The sequence below is a fragment of the Frigoribacterium sp. MEB024 genome, from assembly GCF_000878135.1.
Lineage (GTDB): Bacteria > Actinomycetota > Actinomycetes > Actinomycetales > Microbacteriaceae > Frigoribacterium.
The window spans coordinates 1-16,306 of record NZ_JXQZ01000028.1 but is presented as its reverse complement, the minus strand read 5'-3'; the positions used below and the strand labels follow the sequence as shown (position 1 = coordinate 16,306).

Sequence of the window (16,306 nt, the reverse complement as noted above, 5' to 3'; positions counted from 1 at the left end):
GGCAGACCACCCCTTACCGGGCGGTCGGCACGGAGATGATCCGGTCGAGCCATTCCCCGAGAAGGCGTCGCTCGGGGTCGCTTAGCTGGTTGAGCTCGGGAGCGACGGCGCGGAACGCGACGGCTGCAGCTAAATGACCTGACCGAGCCGCCACAGGCGCATCCGTCAGGATCTGCGCCAGGACGCCCTCGAACACGGCATCCGCCAGCCCGGGATCACGCTCGATAGGAGGCGTGGCAAGGATCGTCGTGATGACGCCCACTCCCGCCGATTGGATGAGTCCGACCGCTCGCGCCTCCGGCACCGCGAGGCGCCCGGCGGCGGCGACCCGGCGGACACGAGCAACAAGGACGTCCTTGCCCAGGCGAGCAGCAGGCGAGCCCGCGACACGACGCGAGTCGCTGAGCAAAGCGAAGAGAGCCGGGTTCTCGAGACCGAACTCGACCTGACGACGCCACCCGTCGCAGAGCTCCTCCACTGGATCGACATCCGCCGCGGCAGCGGCAGCCACGGTCGAGGCCTTGTCCGCGACAAAGGACGCCATGACGTGCTCAGCAACGGCCTCGAGCAAGCCGTCCTTGTCACCGAAAAGCCGGTAGATCGCGGGGGCCTGGACGCCAGCGGCCTGCGCCACGCCCCGCGTCGTAACAGCGCCCGGGCCCTGCTCACGGAGGAACCGGGCAGCGACCTCGACGATGCGCATCCGTGTGTCGACAGGAACGGTTTCGTCAGTCACAGAATCAACGATACCGCCCTCTTGCTATCGGCGTGATTCCGACGATACTCTTGCGAGCGTTCCGCTGATATCTGGTCGCGGTTCGACGAGAGGCCCACCTCCATGATCATCATCACCGGCGCCACGGGCGCCCTGAACGGCTCCACCGTCGAGCACCTCCTGAAAACCCTTCCCGCATCCGAGATCGCCATCGTCGCCCGCGACGCGGCCAAGGCTGTCCACTTCGCGGAGCGCGGAGTCGAGGTGCGGATGGGCGACTACGCCGACCCTGCGTCCCTGCCCGCCGCCTTCGCCGGAGCAGACCAGCTCCTCCTCGTCTCGGCGAGCGACCCGCACGACGACGCCGTCGCACTGCACCGCAACGCCGTCGAAGCAGCAGTGGTTGCCGGTGTCGGCCGGGTCCTCTACACGAGCCACCAGGGAGCGGCACCCGACACCCCCTTCGGACCGGGCCGCGACCACGCGGCCACCGAACGGCTGCTCGCCGAATCGGGACTGGCCTGGACGTCGCTTCGCAACGGCTTCTACGCGCACAGCCTGACCTGGTTCCTCGGCGACTGGCGCGAGACGGGCGTCATCACGGTCCCTGCCGACGGGCCCGTGTCGTGGACCGCCCGGGAAGACGCGGCCGAAGCCGCCGCGCACATCTTGCTGTCGGACGGCGACTACGACGGGCCGACGACCCTGACCGCCCCCGCGGCTCCCACGTTCGCGGACGTCGCAGCGATCGCTGCCGACGTCGCCGGGCGACCAGTCGAGACCGTGGTGCTCGGGGACGACAACTGGGTCGCACACCAGGTGTCCTCGGGGCAGCCGGAGTTCATGGCACGCTTCATGCTCGACATGTACCGCGCCGCCGCCGGCGGGTTCTTTGCCGGCACCGACCCCTTGCTGGGCAAGGTCCTCAGTCGCGAGCCCGCGTCCGTCCGCGACCTGCTTACTGCGCAGCTCGCGACGACCGGCCACTAAGAAACATCTCGTCCCACAGGCCGATCGTCTATCGGGCACCACGATCGAGGTCCGCGTCGCTTCGTCGACGAACGATTCGAAGTGTCAGGCGCCAGCAGACGAGGTACACGAGAAGCCCGGCAGGCATGGCAATCCACTGTGGGGCACCAGCAAAGACGAGCAGGACGACCACGACGACCGCCGCGATCAGCGAGCCGATCAGGACAACGCTCTGCGCGTTCCGAAGACGCTTTTCCGGCCTGGTGATCCCCATAGGAGCAGGTTAGTCAGGGTACCCAGTAGGCGATCCCTTTCCGAACAATTCGTGACGATGCCTGGCTGTATTGTCAGCCCGAGCGACAGCCATCTCCATCGCGTCGTCGCTTGCGACAGAGAATGGGGCATGCCAACTCGCGAGCTGCCGCCCCTCAGCCCAGAGCAAGTCGTTGCCGTCCAAGACGCCCTGTTGGCTAACGCGAATCAGCTTTTGACCGCTGCGACGAACCTTCTCGAGTCCAACGTTCCCCTTGCCCGGTCCCTTGCGATCCTTGCGCTCGAGGAATCAGGGAAGGCGATTGCCCTACACGATCGTCGCGTCGCCATTGCGTACGCCACGGAAGGCGAACCTTTCGTGACGGCTGACCTTCAGGAACTCTGGAGTTCACACGACAAGAAGCTCTCTCTCGTGCACCAGTTCCTGGCCGAGGAACGGTACTGGTTCGGCGAAGAACCTCCAGACCCCGAGGAGAACACCCAAGCTCTCGGAGCAATTCGCGCTTGGTCGCGCCGTCAAGACCGCGCGAAACAACGCGGCTTCTAAGTAGATCTGGACAAGGTTGGCAACGTCCTTGACCCAGCTGCAACAACTGACGAACACGCCCTTCGCATCGTCATCGCACAGGTGCACCAAATCGGTTGGCAGCTTCGACTTGGAGAGCACATCGAAGCCAAACGCCAGGCCGAGGAAGAACACGGTGTGGCTCCAGCGGAAAGTGACGAGATAGAAAGCTTCCGAACGTTGCTCGCGCGATCATCCAGGGTGGAGTCCGACTTGATCGAGCGAATGCTGACCTCGATGCAAGAAGGCACGCCTGGGCGCACGCTAAACAACTCGCCATACCGAATACGCCTGCCCAGTAACTCATTCGATCACCTTGGACGTCGGGGCTACGAAGCGGAGACACGCGAACTACACCTGCTACGCAAAGAACTCGACGCGGAAAACGTGTCAGACGAGCACCCCCCGAGTTAGGAACAACGTGGGGCGTCCCCACGCGACCATCAGCGCGCTGTTGACTAGTCGCCCGCCTTCACGGGGCCGCACGCTGGATGGCTCGGTAGACGGTCGAGCGGGCGACGCCGAACAGCTCCGCGATCTCGCTCGTCGTGTGCGCGCCGGTGCGGTGCAGCTGCACGAGGTGCTTCTCCTGCGACGGGGTGAGCTTGGGCTTTCGGCCGCGGAGCTTGCCGGCGGCCTTGGCGATCGCCATCCCCTCGCGGGTTCGGGCACGGATTAGGTCCGCCTCGAACTCGGCGACCATGCCGAGGACGTTGAACAGGAGCCGGCCGACGGGGTCGGTGGGGTCGTAGACCGCTCCCCCGAGGTTGAGCGAGACGCCCTTCTTCGTCAGCTCGTCGGCGATGTCGGTCGCGTCGCGCAGCGAGCGGGCGAGGCGGTCGAGCTTGGTGACGACCAGGACGTCGCCGGAGCGGCACGCGGCCAGCGCTTCTCGGAGCCCGGGCCGGGCTCGAGTGGTCCCCGAGAGACCGTGGTCAACGTGGACGTGTTGATCATCAACACCCAGTGTTGCGAGACCGTCACGTTGTGCTGCGAGGTCTTGTCCCGAGGTCGACACGCGGGCGTATCCGATGAGCATCCGACGACTGTAGCGTTTAGACCCCCGTCACCGGGCATTTTTGCGGGACAGGCATACGCGAATCCGCAGGCCAGGCGCCACGTGACCTCGCATGGCCGAAAAGGGCTCGAGAAGGTGTCCCGATGAACGACCGTCCATCGACCACCAGCAGAACCGGCTCCCACGAACTCGTCCGTCGAAAGCGAGGGGAGCGCCGCCTTTTGGCCGGCGACGTACGCAGCAGGTCCGGATGCGCCCCGAGCGAGCGGTCCAGCGCAGACGAGCGCTCGACCCGGGGGCTGGCGCCCGCGCTCGTTCCGTCGCACACTGGTGCCCAGCGAACGAGAGGACTCGTCATGAGCGACAGCGTGGTCGATCAGTACATCGCGGGGTTCCCGCCCGAGAAGCGCGAAGCCCTCGAACGGGTGCGACGGGCCATCCACTCCGGGTGCGCCGGAGGCGTCGAGAGCCTCCGGTACGGCATGCCGGCCATCCGTTTCGACGAGGGGCAGACGCTCTACTTCGCGGCCTGGACCCGCCACCTCGGCATCTACCCCGTCCCCCGGTTCGACGAAGCCCTCGAAGGCGACGTCTCACCCCACCGACGCGCCAAGGACACCGTCGCCTTCGGCTGGGGCCGCCCCGTCCCCGACCAACTCGTCGAACGGATCAGCCACGCCATCGCGTGCGGCACGGCGACGACGGTGGACGCGCCTCCTCCGGCTTTCGCGGTCACCCGCTGACGGGCCCCCGCACTCCGCCGACGACCCGCCGCGCCCGCCACCGCTCCTTGCGCCGCGTCGGGTCGCGCCGGCCGACCGCGCGGCCCTCACACCCCGAAAGTCGCTAGCGTCGACGAGAAAAGCTCACCCCGATTCCGAGGAGACCCGACATGACCGACGCCACCCCTTACCCCGGCCCCGGCCCCGGCGCCACCGGCCCCGCCACGACGACGAAGAAGACGATGGGCGTCCTGTCGCTCGTCTTCGGCATCGTCAGCATCGTCTTCTGCTTGTTCCTGCCCGTCCTGTGGATCTTGCTGGCCATCGCGGCCGTCGTGCTCGGCTTCATGTCGCGCAAGCGCGAGCCCGCCGCCCGCACCATGGCGACGGTCGGCATCGTGCTCGGCTTCGTCGGCATCCTGGCCAACATCGGCTCGATGATCGCCGGCGCGCTGATCATGACCCAGGGCCTCTGACCCGCACGACGACCCGGACGAGTGGTCGCCGATCGTCCTCCGCCACCACGGCGAGCACGATCCGCGGCCACTCGTCCGCTGCGTCCGGGCCCGTACCCCGAACCCGCCGCTTCGGCGGAGGCGGTCCGGCGTAGCGTCCAGGGCACCCCAGAACCAGAGAGGACCCCGCATGACCCGCGACCAGTACACCTTCGCCGACCCGCGCACGCTCTACCCCACGATCAGCCCCGAGGTGCAGCACCAGGACGAGCCCGGCCTGCAGTCGCAGATGACTCCCGTCCCCGACCTCGGCGAGGAGACCTACCGCGGCACGGGACGCCTGCAGGGTCGCAAGGCCCTCATCACGGGTGCCGACTCGGGCATCGGCGCCGCCGTCGCGATCGCCTACGGCCGCGAGGGTGCCGACGTCGCCCTGAACTACCTGCCGAGCGAACAGTCCGACGCCGACCACGTCATCGCGCTGATCGAGGCCGCGGGGCAGAAGGCCGTGGCGATCCCCGGGGACCTGACCAGCGCCTCCTTCTGTCGTGAACTCGTCCAGAAGGCGGTCGACGGACTCGGCGGCCTCGACGCCGTCGTCAACGTCGCCGGCAAGCAGGTCTGGCACGAGGACATCGCCGACATCACCGACGAGCAGTTCGACCTGACCTTCCGCACCAACGTCTACGCGCCGTTCTGGATCGTCAAGGCCGCCGTGCCGCACCTCGCCCCCGGCTCGACGATCATCAACACCGCCTCGGCCGAGGCCCACACGCCCGCGCCCGACCGCCTCGACTACGCCGCCACCAAGGGTGCGGTCAACAACCTGTCGAAGGGCATGGCGCAGCAGCTCATCACGAAGGGCATCCGCGTCAACGTCGTCGCGCCCGGCCCGACCTGGACCGTGCTGCAGGTGACCGACGGCGTCGACCCCGAGTCGCTGCCCGAGTTCGGCTCGAGCGAGGCCCCGCTCGGCCGCGCCGGCCAGCCCGCCGAGCAGGCTCCGGCCTACGTGTTCCTCGCGTCGGCCGAGTCGAGCTTCGTCGCGGGTGAGACGCTCAACGTCAACGGCGGCATGGTCTCGCCGTAGCCCGACCGACGACGACACCGAGGAGGCGCGGGTCGGCTGCACCGCGCCTCCTCGGTTCTCGGCGTCCCGGCTCTCGCCGGGTCAGGCGGGCAGCGCCGCCGCGAGGTACGGCGCGGTGCGGCTGCCGGTCGCCCCGGCCACCTGCTCGGGCGTGCCGACGGCGAGCACGCGTCCCCCCGCATCCCCTCCCCCGGGACCGAGGTCGATCACGTGGTCGGACGCCGCCACGACACCCATGTGGTGCTCGACCACGACGACGGTGTTGCCCGCGTCGACCAGCAGTTGCAGCTGCGTGACGAGCAGCTCGACGTCGGCCGGGTGCAGCCCCGTGGTGGGCTCGTCGAGCAGGTAGAGCGTGTGGCCCGACCGTGCCCGCTGCAGTTCGGTCGCGAGCTTGATGCGCTGCGCCTCGCCGCCCGAGAGTTCGGTGGCCGGCTGACCGAGTCTCAGGTAGCCGAGCCCGACCTGCCGCAACGTCTCGAGGGCCCGTGAGGCGCTGGTCACCTCGGCGAGGAACGTCGCCGCCTCGTCGACCGTCATCGCGAGCACGTCCGCCACGGTCGCGTCGTGCCAGGTGACCTCGAGCGTCTCGGCGTTGTAGCGGGCTCCGTGGCACTCGGGGCAGGGCGAGTAGCTGCCGGGCAGGAAGAGCAGCTCGACCGAGACGAACCCCTCGCCCTGGCAGACCTCGCAGCGGCCCCCGGCGACGTTGAACGAGAAGCGTCCGGCGCCGTAGCCCCGGGCACGCGCCTCGTCGGTCGCGGCGAAGGCCTGGCGCACGGCGTCGAACAGTCCCGTGTACGTCGCGAGGTTCGACCGCGGGGTCCGGCCGATCGGCTTCTGGTCGACCTGCACGACGCGGTCGACCCGCGCGTGGCTCGTCGCCGTCTCGGCCAGCACGCCGCCGACCAGGGTCGACTTGCCCGAGCCCGACACCCCCGTGACCGCGGTCAGCACGCCGAGCGGCAGGTCGACGTCGACGCCGTCGAGGTTGTGCCGGATGACGCCGCGCAGTTCGAGGGTGGCGGTCGGTTCGCGGCGGACGGGCGCCCCGCCCCGGGCGCGACCGTCGGCGGAGGGGTCGAGGAACCGCCTCGTGACGGAGTCGGTGACCCCGGCGAGCCCGGCGACGGGCCCGCTGTAGAGCACCGCGCCTCCTTGGCTTCCGGCCCCCGGGCCGACGTCGACGACCCAGTCGGCACGACGCACGATGCTCATGTCGTGCTCGACGACGAACACCGAGTTGCCGCTGGCCCGCAGCCGTTCGAGCACCTCGACGAGGGACTCGGCGTCGGCGGGGTGCAGGCCGGCGCTCGGCTCGTCGAGCACGTAGACGACGCCGAACAGGCCCGAGCGCAGCTGCGTCGCGATGCGGAGCCGCTGCATCTCGCCCGGCGACAGGGTCGGCGTCGCGCGGCCGAGGCTGAGGTAGCCGAGCCCGAGGTCGTCGAGCACGGTCGTCCGCGCCAGCAGGTCGGCGGCGATGCGGACGGCGACCTCGGTGACCTCGCCCGAGGACGCGTTCGACACAGCGGCCGACGCGCTCGTCAGGGTCGCCGTCGGCCGCAGGACGTCGCCCAGCTCGGCGATCGGCAGGGCGTTCAGCTCGGCGATCGTGCGACCGGCGAAGGTCACGGCGAGCGCCGCCCGGGTGAGGCCACTGCCGCCGCAGAGCGAGCAGGGCCCGCTCTCGACGTACTGCAGCACCTTGGTGCGCTGGGTCTCGCTCTGCGAGTCGGCGAGGGTGTGCATGACGAAGGCGCGGGCGCTCCAGAAGCGGCCCTTGTACGGCTTGGCGACGCGGTCGCGTTGAGGGGTCACCTCGACCACGGGCTGCTCGTCGGTGTAGAGCAGCCAGTCGCGATCGGCCTGCGGCAGGTCACGCCAGGGGCGGTCGATGTCGTAGCCGAGCACGCTCGTGACGTCGCGGAGGTTCTTGCCCTGCCAGGCTCCCGGCCAGGCGGTGATCGCGCCGTCGCGGATGCTCAGGCCGGGGTCGTGGACGGCCGACGCCTCGGTCACCTCGTGCGCGATGCCGAGCCCGTGGCAGCGCGGGCAGGCCCCGGCGACGGTGTTCGGTGAGAACGAGTCCGACTCGAGCCGGTCGGCCCCCGCGGGGTAGCTGCCGGCCCGCGAGTAGAGCATCCGCATCGAGTTCGACAGGGTGGTCAGGGTGCCGACGGTCGACCGCGAGCTCGGGGCGCCGCGGCGCTGCTGCAGGGCGACGGCCGGGGGCAGGCCGGTGATCTCGTCGACGTGCGGGGCGCCGCCCTGGGCGATCAGCCGCCGCGCGTAGGGGGCAACCGACTCGAAGAAGCGGCGCTGCGCCTCGGCGAAGATCGTGCCGAAGGCCAACGACGACTTGCCCGACCCCGAGACGCCGGTGAAGGCGACGATGCTGTCGCGCGGGACGTCGACGTCGACCGCGCGCAGGTTGTTCTCGCGGGCGCCGCGGACGCGGACGAAACCGCGGGCGTGGACGTCGGCGGGGGTGTCGGCGGGGGTGTCGGTCGCCGGGGTGGGCACGTCGATCGCGGGCGTGGGCACGTCGGGAGGTGCGGTGTCGGGCATTCGGTCGATGCTACGGGTGTCGGCGGCGGTCGGGCCGGGTCGGGCCGGCTCGGCTCGGGCCGGCCGGAGCGCGAGTGTCGGTGGCCCGTCGTAGCGTGTGCGCGTGCCCGAGCCGATCGCCGCCTGGTGGGCGCGACGCCGGACGTCGCGCGGCCTCGCCGTGCCCTACCCGGTGGGCAGCTATCGCGAGGCCTGGGCGTCGTACCCGGTGCTCGTGCGGCAGTACCGGCCCGAACACAACGGCGGCATCGTGCTCAGCCAGATCCCGCCCGCGGCCGACGTGTGGCTGTGCTGGCTCTGCGACGCGGGCCACGTGTTCGTCGCCACCCCCGACGAACAGCGGCATCGCCCCGGGCGCGAGCGACGCCGGTCGTCGTGGTGCCCCGAGTGCAGCGAACTCGCCGCGCCGCGCGCGCTGCCGATGCGGCCGCCGATGGCGCCGGCGGCGGTCGTCCGGGCGCAGGCCGAGGGCATGCCGGCGCAGGGCGCGAGCGCACCGGCGCAGGACTCGCCGGCACCGGGTCAGTCCTGGGCGGCACCGGCTCAGGCCTGGGCGGCCCAGAGCGCAGGAGGCGCGGTGCCGACGGCCCCGTCACCCCCGCCCCGGCGTCGCCGCGGCTCGAGCACGGGCCTGCCCTCGACGACTCCGCGCGCGGATGCGAGCCGCAGTCCCGAGCCCTCCCGCGCGTCCCCCGCGGAGGGCGCCTCCCCGCCCACCGAGGTCGCCCGCACCGAGCGTCCCTCCCCGCCCGCCGAGGCCGCCCGGACCGAGCCCGCGTCTCCGCCGACCCGTGCCTCGCGGCCGACCCGCGCCTCCCGACCGTCCCGCGCCTCCCGGCCGGTGTGTGACAAGACGCCGGCGCTGCCGACCGGCACACCCTTCGTCAGCGCGTGTGCCCCGAAGCCGGCGTCGGCGGTCGAGGCCGAACTGCGGGCAGAACTGACGGCCCGGCTCGAGTTCGAGCCCGGCCTGAACGCGGTGCGCGTGGGGCGTCCGTTCTTCGACCACGTCGAGGTGTGGCCGGACATCGTGCTGAGCGAACTGCGGGTCGCGATCGAGTACGACTCGACGGGGCGGCACGGGCTCGAACACGTCGGGCACCGCGAGACCGCCGACCGCCGCAAGGACGCCGCACTGCGGGCCGCCGGCTGGGAGGTCGTGCGGCTCCGGACCGGAAAGCTGCCCGCGCTCGGCCCCCACGACCTGCAGCTGTCGGGGCTGACGCGGCAGACGGTGCCCTTGCTGCTCGACGAGCTGCGTGCCATCCGCGGCCCGCTGCTCGTCGACGCCTACCTGCGCCGCTGAGCCCGCGCCCCGGGACGCCCCTGCCCGGAGTCTCCCGACCCGACCGCTCTCGTGCCCCCTGGTGTGCAAATCGCGACAACCCAAGGCAGACAAGCACTCCAGAGGGAATGCTGAGCGGCGTGTCGCACCCGCAGTGTCGGGATTGGTACGCAACCGGCCGGCGCCCCGGTCGGGTTCGGCCCGTCGCCAGCCGGCGCCCCGGTCGGGTTCGGCCCGTCGCCAGCCGGCACCCCGGTCGGGTTCGGCCCGTCGCCAGCCGGCACCCCGGCCGGGTTCCGCCCGTCGCCAGTCGGGCTCAGCCGCGCAGGGCCAGCGCCTCGCTGCGCCAGCGGGCGTAGCGCTGCCACGGGTCGTCGACGCCCTGCGCCAGGCCCGCGACGTGGGCGTCGAGCTCGGCGCTGTGCGCGAACCACTCGGTGCGGCCGAACCGGGACGCCGCGAACTGCCCGTGCCGCCGCCGTTCGACCAGGCGGTCGCCACGCTCGAAGGCCAGCAGCTCGTCGTGCCAGAGCGTGCCCAGCCGCTGTCGGGGGTTCGACGAGGTGCCGATCTTGATGCGGTCGTCGAAGCGGATGTAGTAGACGACGTCGATCCGCACGACCCCGATCTCGCCGTCAGGCACGTCGCCGTGACGCCACTCGCAGACAGCGCAGAGCCACCCCGACGGCCAGTGCACGCCGAGCCGCGACCCGCAGGCGAGGCAGGGGGACGGCAGCAGGTCGGTCACTCCCTCGCCCGACCCCTCGAGCGAGGCGGCCCAGTCGGCGGCGAGTGCGAGGTGCCGGTCACAGAGCGGCACGGGTGACGACGGGTCGACCGGACGACCGCAGGAGCGGTCCATCAGCCGACCCGCGCCTCCTCGGCAGGTGTCGTCGGGTCGGGGCGTCGGGCTGGTCACCCCCGCAGGCTAGGTGCGGCCACCGACACCCGGCCGGCCGGGCCCGGCTCAGTCCTGCTCGTGGTCGATGCGCAGCCCGAGCGGGTGCGGCCCGAGCAGCAGCCAGACCGCACCGGCACCGAGCGGGAAGAGGACGGCGGCGACCGTCCAGACCGTGCGCTCGAGTTGCGTCGTGTCGGCGCGACGTCGGACGGCACGCACGATGCTGACGACGATGACGAGGTACACGACGGCCACGACGATCGCCACCACCGCCGGACCCCAGTCACCCCATGTGCTCATCCACCCAGCCTAGGGTGCTGACCTCAGCCTGCCTCAGTGACCGCTGAGCCGCGCCAGCACCGCGTCGTAGCGCCCCTCGGCCTCGGCGTTGCGCAGGAACTTCACGCGCTCGACCAGGATCTCGTGGGCGTCGGGCTGTGCCTCGAGCAGGGCCATGGTCTCGTCGAGGTACTCGTCGAGCGGCATGGCCGACGGGTCGTCCTGCTGGCCGAGAAGGGTGGTCTGCACGGCCGGCGGCACGAGCTCGACGACCTGCACGCTCGTGTCGGCGAGCTGCACGCGGATGCCCTCGCTGAACGAGTGGATCGCGGCCTTGGTCGCGTTGTAGGTCGGCGTGATCGGCAGCGGCACGCTCGCGAGCCCCGACGACACGGTGACGATCGAGGCGGCGGGCTGCGTCTGCAGGAACGACGTCCACGCGGCGATCAGGCGGATCGGCCCGAGCAGGTTCGTCGTGACGATCGCCTCGGCGGTCGGGAGGAAGTCGCCGGTCGTGACGTCCTCGGTCTGCATGATGCCGGCCATCGCGATGACGACGTTCGTCTCGGGCCAACGACGCTGCACCTCGGCCGAGACGTCGACGACGGCCTGCGGGTCGGTGGTGTCGAGCTCGACGGCCTCGAGGCCGGGGTGGTCGCGGACGATCTCGTCGAGCAGGGCCCGCCGTCGGCCCGCCACGACGACGGTGTTGCCGGCGGCCTGCAGGCGCAGGGCGAGGCCCAGGCCGATGCCGGACGTGGCGCCGGGGATGAACACGGTGTTGCCGCTGATCTTCACGGTTGCTCCTTCGGGTGTGCCGCGCTCGGCGCGGCCGGTGGTGGTCGTCGCACCGACGTCGGTCGGGGGGACGACCACCACTCTGACCCGGGGAGGCGCGGTGCGGCAGAGAGCGCTCGTCCAGGGATCGGCGCTCCCTGGTTGGCGGGTGCCGCGGCTGACAGCATGGGGCCATGGACCGCGCCGACCTCGCCGACTTCCTCCGCCACCGCCGAGAGGCCCTGCGACCGTCCGACGTGGGGCTGCCCGAGGGCGTGCGGCGACGGACCGCCGGGTTGCGTCGTGAAGAGGTGGCGGGGCTCGTCGGCATGTCGACCGACTACTACGCGCGGCTCGAGCAGCAGCGTGGCCCGCAGCCGTCCGAGCAGATGCTCGTCGCCCTCACCCGGGGGCTGCGACTGAGCCTCGACGAGCGCGACCACCTCTACCGCCTGACCGGCCACCACCCGCCTCGCCGGACGCGCGGCGGCGACCACGTCAGTCCCGCGTTGCGGCGGGTGCTCGACCGGTTGGTCGACACCCCCGCGCTCGTCCTCAGCGACCTGGCCGAGACGCTCGCACAGAACCGCCTCGCGGTCGCCCTGCTCGGCGACCAGATGCGGCACGAGGGGCTGGCCCGCAGCGCGTTCCACCGGTGGTTCACCGACCCGGCCGAGCGCGCCTCCTACCCGGTCGAGGACCACGCGCACCAGCTCGAGCTGCAGGCCTCCGGGCTGCGGGCGGCGCTCAGCATGGCGGGCGGCGGAGGCCGACCGCGAGAACTCGTGGAGGCGCTGCTCGCGTCGAGCGAGGAGTTCGCGACGATCTGGGCTCGGCACGCCGTGCACCAACGCTTCGACGACCGCAAGACGCTGCTCCACCCCGAGCTCGGCCGGATCGAGGTCGACTGCCAGGCGCTCTTCACCGAGGACCAGTCGCAGACGCTGCTCGTGCTGACGGCGACGCCCGGGTCCGACGACGACGCCAAGCTGCGGTTGCTCGACGTGATCGGCGTGGGTCGGTTCGCCGAGCAGGGCTGAGAGCTCTCGACGCCCCGGCCTGCTCCGCACCCGCGAAGATGGACGCACGCACGACGACGTGACACCGAGGAGACCGCATGTCCACGCAGACCCCGAGCACCCCGACATTCCCCGCCTCGACGGCCGTCCCGTTGCGCGGCGGGCCGACCCTGCGCTGGGGCGTGATCGGCCCGGGCGAGATCGCCGGCGACTTCACCGACGCCCTTCATGCGCACACCGACCAGCGCGTGGTCGCCGTGGCCTCGCGCAGCCTCGACCGGGCCGAGGCGTTCGCCCGCACCCACGGCGTCGACACCGCGTACGGCGACCAGGAGGCGCTGGTCACCTCCCCCGACGTCGACGTCGTCTACGTGGCCACGCCCCACAGCCGGCACCTGCCGGACGCCTTGACCGCGATCCGTGCCGGCAAGCACGTCCTGATCGAGAAGCCGATGGCGACCAGCACGGCCGAGGCCGACGAGATCGTGGCCGCGGCGAGCGCCGCGGGCGTCCTCGCGATGGAGGCACTCTGGACGCGCTACCTGCCGCACACCACCGTCATCGCCGCGCTGCTCGACGACGGGGCGATCGGCGACGTGCGGCTCGCGACCGCCGACGTCGCCTGGGCCAACGACCTCTCGGCCGGCGGACGCATGACCGACCCGGCCCTCGGCGGCGGCGCGCTGCTCGACATCGGCGTCTACGCGTTCTGGTTCACCCAGTTCGCGACCGGTCACCCCGTCGAATGGCACGCCACCGGCTCGACCCGGGCCGACGGCGTCGACCTCGACGCGGCCGTCGTCACCCGCACGGCCGACGGGGTGCTCGCCACCGCGGCGACGAGCCTGCTCACGACGTCGCCCGGGCTCGGCACGATCTCGGGAACGACCGGGTCGATCCGCACCCTGCAGAACCTCGTCTTCCCCGCGACGTTCGAGCTGACGACCGATGCCGGGTCAGCGGTCTGGAACGACCCGACCGTCCCGACCGGCCGCCAGGGGCTCGCGTACCAGGCGACGGCCCTCGCGTCCTTCGTGGATGCCGGGTTGCGCGACTCACCCCTGCACTCCCTGGCCGACTCGAGGTCGCTGCTCGCGACGATCGAGGCGACCCGCGCCTCCTTGACCGTCGTCTGAGCCCGGCGAGACTTCACGAGTCGCGGCTCACGGCGCGACGGGAGCGGCACGTCGTGACATCTCGACGGACGAGAGCAGGAGGCGCGGGTCGGCCCGGCAGCGAGGCGCGGGTCAGCTCGTGACCGGCGGCACCGACGCGACGGCGATGTCGTGGCCGTCCGCGGCTCGGATCTCGACCGACGCGACGTCGGACCGCAGAACGGCGGCGTTCAGCCGGCAGTCGACGCGCACGTCGGACCCGAGGAATGCACCGGACTCGTATTCACGTCCGTCGTCCCCGACCACCACGACCGTGAACGCCGAGCCCGTCGGCAGGCCGTCGATGCTGAGGACGGTCTCGGTGCCCCAGGTGTGGGCGACGAGATCTCCGTCGAGGTCGACCCCGGCGGGCTGACCGACGAAGTCCACGTGCTCGACGGCGCCGAGGGTGCCGGCCGGGCCGGCCACCACCGTGTCGCGAGGCGTCGCGAGCAGGACTCCACCCCCGGCCCCGATCGCCAGGCACGCCGCGGCGGCGACGGCGATCAGCAGCGGACGACGACCCCGGCCCGACCGGGCCGTGGCGACGTGCGGACCGATGTGCGAGACCGCCGGGTCGTCTCCGACCCGTCCGACGGCGTCGACGCGCTCGCGCAGTCCGTCGCTCGGGGCGACATCGTCCCACCGGCCGAAGTCCGACAGCCCTCCGACGACGACGCCCAGCGACGCCAACTCGGCGTCGATCGACGGATCGGCAGCCCGCAGCGCGTCGAACTCGACGCGCTCGCTCGGCGAGAGGTCGTCCGCGAGCGCCGCGGCCGTCAATTCGTCGCGACGGGCGCCGGCGCCCCCGGTACCGGGGGCGCCCCCGATGCCGTCGGCGTCCCCGATGCCGTCGATGCCCCCGGTACCGGCGTGGTCACCGGCCCCCACCCCTGGCGTGCGGTCAGTCATCGGTCGTCTCCTGGTCGTCGAGGTGGGTGCGGAGGGCGCGCAGCGCGTGGAACACGCGGGTGCGGAGGGTCGCGACGGGCACGCCCGTGCGCTCGGAGACCTCGCGGTAGCTCAGGCCCTCGAGGTGGACGGCCACGACGGCCGCCCGGTGGTCGTCGCTCAGGCGGGCGAGCCCCTCGGCCATGCCCAGGCGCTCGAGCGGGTCGGCCACGGTCGCCACGGGGTCGGGGGCGTGCTCGAGCGGCACGACCGACGGCGTTCGCGTGCGTGCCCGGTACACGTCGAGCACGACGCGGCGCTCGATCGCGAACAGCCAGGTGCGGACGCTGCCACGGTCGGCGTCGAACGAGTCGCGGGCGCGCCAGGCCCGCACGAAGGTCTCTTGCACGCAGTCCTCGGCGAGCGCCCGGTCGCGGAGGGCGTTGACGGCGAAACCGAGCAACGACGATCCGTGTTCGACGAACGCGGCCCGGACGTCGAGACCGGACGACCCCTCGCTCATCGGGCTCCGATCTGCGACGCGGCCCGGGACGGGCCCCGCGCGACCCATGACGGCGATCATCCGCCTGCCCTCCAGCCTATCCACGCCGTTCGCGGATGCCGACGGGGTGTACGTCCGCCGCGCCTCCGGCGTTCATCGGGCCGGGCACGAACTTTCTCGCGACCGACGTGAACGCATCGGCTCCGCCCGACGTAGGCCCTGTCGAGCGGCACCCGCCCGGGCGCCGCCCCGTCGAGAGGACCCGGAGCATGCCGAAGATGACGCGCACGACCAAGAAGACCGCCATCCGCACCCTGACGATCGGTGGTGCCGCCGCGACCGCCGTCACCCTGTTCGGCGTGACGCCCGCGTTCGCCGAGACCGAGGTGCCCGAACCGTCGACCTTCACGAGCGCCTACACGGTGATGGCGACGCCCGACCAGGTCATCAACAACGACGGGGTCGCCACCCCGGGCGAGCCCGGTGCGACGGGGACGTTCGACTTCCGCGTCAACAGCGACACCGAGGTGATCTGCTACGACATCACCCTGCGCGGCGTGACCGGCGACTACCAGAGCCCGGCCAAGACCGCGACGCACATCCACGAGGCGGCGAAGGGCCAGGCCGGTCCGCCGCGCATCGCGTTCCCGAACCCGGTCGACCGCGGTGACGGCACGCGCACGAGCAGCGGCTGCCTGCAGGGACCGTTCACCACCGGCGTCATGAGCCCCGCCGGCGCCGACACGGGCACCGGCTTCAGCCTGAAGCAGCTCGAGGCGAACCCGGCCGGCTTCACGGGCGACTCGCACACGGCCTCGTTCGCGGCCGGCGTCGTCCGCGGCCAGCTGACGCAGGTGCCCGTCGGCGGCGTCGACACCGGACTCGGAGGCGCGGCCACCGAGAGCGCGTCGGCTGGCGGTCTCGGCCTCGCAGCCGGTGGTGCCGGGGCGCTGGCCCTGCTCGGTGCGGGTGCGTACGTCCTGACCCGTCGTCAGCGCGCGGCCCGGGCCTGACGTGCTCCGCTCCCTGACCCCGGCGGTCGTCGTCGCCGTCGTGCTGGCCCTGACCGGGTGCGCGGCGCCCGGGGCGGCCGCACCGACGGCGGCGCCGGCCCCGG

At 71.9% G+C, this 16,306-nt stretch carries 18 protein-coding genes; 9 read left to right on the top strand and 9 right to left on the bottom strand.

The window, feature by feature from the left end; translation table 11 throughout:
- Positions 1–13 precede the first annotated feature (13 nt).
- A complete protein-coding gene (locus SZ60_RS06505) occupies positions 14–703 on the bottom strand; it encodes a TetR/AcrR family transcriptional regulator (protein ID WP_043594728.1) in 690 nt (229 codons plus the stop codon).
- A 135-nt stretch (positions 704–838) separates the two neighbouring features.
- On the opposite strand from SZ60_RS06505, the gene SZ60_RS06500 reads away from it, so the two are divergent.
- Positions 839–1,705 carry an NAD(P)H-binding protein gene (locus SZ60_RS06500; RefSeq protein ID WP_043594726.1) on the top strand — a complete coding sequence of 289 codons (867 nt, stop codon included), beginning with the start codon at positions 839–841 and terminating at the stop codon, positions 1,703–1,705.
- Positions 1,706–1,733: 28 nt separating this feature from the next.
- Here SZ60_RS06500 and SZ60_RS17145 read toward each other — a convergent pair whose 3' ends face one another.
- Positions 1,734–1,958 carry a hypothetical protein gene (locus tag SZ60_RS17145; protein WP_156155519.1) on the bottom strand — a complete coding sequence of 75 codons (225 nt, stop codon included), beginning with the start codon at positions 1,956–1,958 and terminating at the stop codon, positions 1,734–1,736.
- Positions 1,959–2,015: 57 nt separating this feature from the next.
- On the opposite strand from SZ60_RS17145, the gene SZ60_RS17855 reads away from it, so the two are divergent.
- Positions 2,016–2,504 carry an AbiV family abortive infection protein gene (locus SZ60_RS17855; RefSeq protein ID WP_369700696.1) on the top strand — a complete coding sequence of 163 codons (489 nt, stop codon included), beginning with the start codon at positions 2,016–2,018 and terminating at the stop codon, positions 2,502–2,504.
- A 490-nt stretch (positions 2,505–2,994) separates the two neighbouring features.
- Here SZ60_RS17855 and SZ60_RS06490 read toward each other — a convergent pair whose 3' ends face one another.
- Positions 2,995–3,561 (bottom strand): recombinase family protein, encoded by a 567-nt coding sequence (locus SZ60_RS06490; protein ID WP_043594723.1) that lies wholly within the window; start codon positions 3,559–3,561, stop codon positions 2,995–2,997.
- A gap of 335 nt (positions 3,562–3,896) precedes the next feature.
- Between SZ60_RS06490 and SZ60_RS06485 the strand changes: the two genes are divergently transcribed.
- The 3 genes from SZ60_RS06485 (at position 3,897) to SZ60_RS06475 (ending at position 5,807) form a co-directional block, all read left to right on the top strand.
- Positions 3,897–4,283 carry an iron chaperone gene (locus SZ60_RS06485; protein WP_043594722.1) on the top strand — a complete coding sequence of 129 codons (387 nt, stop codon included), beginning with the start codon at positions 3,897–3,899 and terminating at the stop codon, positions 4,281–4,283.
- A 149-nt stretch (positions 4,284–4,432) separates the two neighbouring features.
- Positions 4,433–4,738 (top strand): DUF4190 domain-containing protein, encoded by a 306-nt coding sequence (locus SZ60_RS06480; protein WP_043594720.1) that lies wholly within the window; start codon positions 4,433–4,435, stop codon positions 4,736–4,738.
- A gap of 169 nt (positions 4,739–4,907) precedes the next feature.
- Entirely contained in the window at positions 4,908–5,807 is a 900-nt protein-coding gene (locus tag SZ60_RS06475) for an SDR family oxidoreductase (RefSeq protein ID WP_043594718.1), read from the top strand.
- An 81-nt stretch (positions 5,808–5,888) separates the two neighbouring features.
- Here SZ60_RS06475 and SZ60_RS06470 read toward each other — a convergent pair whose 3' ends face one another.
- A complete protein-coding gene (locus SZ60_RS06470; RefSeq protein ID WP_082059922.1) occupies positions 5,889–8,378 on the bottom strand; it encodes an excinuclease ABC subunit UvrA in 2,490 nt (829 codons plus the stop codon).
- A gap of 103 nt (positions 8,379–8,481) precedes the next feature.
- Between SZ60_RS06470 and SZ60_RS06465 the strand changes: the two genes are divergently transcribed.
- Positions 8,482–9,684: a hypothetical protein gene (locus SZ60_RS06465; protein ID WP_043594767.1), complete on the top strand. Its 1,203-nt coding sequence runs from the start codon at positions 8,482–8,484 to the stop codon at positions 9,682–9,684.
- A gap of 295 nt (positions 9,685–9,979) precedes the next feature.
- On the opposite strand, the gene SZ60_RS06460 is transcribed toward SZ60_RS06465, so the two are convergent.
- The 3 genes from SZ60_RS06460 to SZ60_RS06450 form a co-directional block, all read right to left on the bottom strand.
- The gene (locus SZ60_RS06460) at positions 9,980–10,525 is read right to left on the bottom strand and encodes a GIY-YIG nuclease family protein (protein ID WP_043594716.1); all 546 of its coding nucleotides are present in this window, start codon (positions 10,523–10,525) and stop codon (positions 9,980–9,982) included.
- A 105-nt stretch (positions 10,526–10,630) separates the two neighbouring features.
- Positions 10,631–10,864, bottom strand: a complete 234-nt coding sequence (locus SZ60_RS06455; RefSeq protein WP_137848241.1) for a PLDc N-terminal domain-containing protein — start codon at positions 10,862–10,864, stop codon at positions 10,631–10,633.
- A 33-nt stretch (positions 10,865–10,897) separates the two neighbouring features.
- A complete protein-coding gene (locus tag SZ60_RS06450) occupies positions 10,898–11,641 on the bottom strand; it encodes an SDR family oxidoreductase (RefSeq protein ID WP_043594766.1) in 744 nt (247 codons plus the stop codon).
- 173 nt (positions 11,642–11,814) lie between these two features.
- On the opposite strand from SZ60_RS06450, the gene SZ60_RS06445 reads away from it, so the two are divergent.
- Positions 11,815–12,660: a helix-turn-helix transcriptional regulator gene (locus SZ60_RS06445; protein ID WP_043594713.1), complete on the top strand. Its 846-nt coding sequence runs from the start codon at positions 11,815–11,817 to the stop codon at positions 12,658–12,660.
- 77 nt (positions 12,661–12,737) lie between these two features.
- A complete protein-coding gene (locus SZ60_RS06440; RefSeq protein WP_082059921.1) occupies positions 12,738–13,775 on the top strand; it encodes a Gfo/Idh/MocA family protein in 1,038 nt (345 codons plus the stop codon).
- A 111-nt stretch (positions 13,776–13,886) separates the two neighbouring features.
- On the opposite strand, the gene SZ60_RS16390 is transcribed toward SZ60_RS06440, so the two are convergent.
- Positions 13,887–14,708: a hypothetical protein gene (locus SZ60_RS16390; RefSeq protein ID WP_156155518.1), complete on the bottom strand. Its 822-nt coding sequence runs from the start codon at positions 14,706–14,708 to the stop codon at positions 13,887–13,889.
- Positions 14,701–15,210 (bottom strand): RNA polymerase sigma factor, encoded by a 510-nt coding sequence (locus SZ60_RS06430; RefSeq protein ID WP_043594763.1) that lies wholly within the window; start codon positions 15,208–15,210, stop codon positions 14,701–14,703. Before SZ60_RS06430 ends, SZ60_RS16390 begins: the two co-directional genes overlap by 8 nt.
- A gap of 248 nt (positions 15,211–15,458) precedes the next feature.
- Here SZ60_RS06430 and SZ60_RS06425 point away from each other — a divergent pair, with 248 nt between their 5' ends.
- Positions 15,459–16,202, top strand: coding sequence for a CHRD domain-containing protein (locus SZ60_RS06425; protein ID WP_231567065.1), 744 nt, complete (start codon positions 15,459–15,461; stop codon positions 16,200–16,202).
- Positions 16,203–16,306: the final 104 nt, after the last annotated feature.

Excerpts from the sequence above, each read along its gene's own strand:
- SZ60_RS06505 (WP_043594728.1), bottom strand. The coding sequence starts at position 703 with ATGCGCATCGTCGAGGTCGCTGCCCGGTTCCTCCGTGAGCAGGGCCCG.
- SZ60_RS06500 (WP_043594726.1), top strand. The coding sequence starts at position 839 with ATGATCATCATCACCGGCGCCACGGGCGCCCTGAACGGCTCCACCGTC.
- SZ60_RS17145 (WP_156155519.1), bottom strand. The coding sequence starts at position 1,958 with ATGGGGATCACCAGGCCGGAAAAGCGTCTTCGGAACGCGCAGAGCGTT.
- SZ60_RS17855 (WP_369700696.1), top strand. The coding sequence starts at position 2,016 with ATGCCTGGCTGTATTGTCAGCCCGAGCGACAGCCATCTCCATCGCGTC.
- SZ60_RS06490 (WP_043594723.1), bottom strand. The coding sequence starts at position 3,561 with ATGCTCATCGGATACGCCCGCGTGTCGACCTCGGGACAAGACCTCGCA.
- SZ60_RS06485 (WP_043594722.1), top strand. The coding sequence starts at position 3,897 with ATGAGCGACAGCGTGGTCGATCAGTACATCGCGGGGTTCCCGCCCGAG.
- SZ60_RS06480 (WP_043594720.1), top strand. The coding sequence starts at position 4,433 with ATGACCGACGCCACCCCTTACCCCGGCCCCGGCCCCGGCGCCACCGGC.
- SZ60_RS06475 (WP_043594718.1), top strand. The coding sequence starts at position 4,908 with ATGACCCGCGACCAGTACACCTTCGCCGACCCGCGCACGCTCTACCCC.
- SZ60_RS06470 (WP_082059922.1), bottom strand. The coding sequence starts at position 8,378 with ATGCCCGACACCGCACCTCCCGACGTGCCCACGCCCGCGATCGACGTG.
- SZ60_RS06460 (WP_043594716.1), bottom strand. The coding sequence starts at position 10,525 with ATGGACCGCTCCTGCGGTCGTCCGGTCGACCCGTCGTCACCCGTGCCG.
- SZ60_RS06455 (WP_137848241.1), bottom strand. The coding sequence starts at position 10,864 with ATGAGCACATGGGGTGACTGGGGTCCGGCGGTGGTGGCGATCGTCGTG.
- SZ60_RS06445 (WP_043594713.1), top strand. The coding sequence starts at position 11,815 with ATGGACCGCGCCGACCTCGCCGACTTCCTCCGCCACCGCCGAGAGGCC.
- SZ60_RS06440 (WP_082059921.1), top strand. The coding sequence starts at position 12,738 with ATGTCCACGCAGACCCCGAGCACCCCGACATTCCCCGCCTCGACGGCC.
- SZ60_RS16390 (WP_156155518.1), bottom strand. The coding sequence starts at position 14,708 with ATGACTGACCGCACGCCAGGGGTGGGGGCCGGTGACCACGCCGGTACC.
- SZ60_RS06430 (WP_043594763.1), bottom strand. The coding sequence starts at position 15,210 with ATGAGCGAGGGGTCGTCCGGTCTCGACGTCCGGGCCGCGTTCGTCGAA.
- SZ60_RS06425 (WP_231567065.1), top strand. The coding sequence starts at position 15,459 with ATGCCGAAGATGACGCGCACGACCAAGAAGACCGCCATCCGCACCCTG.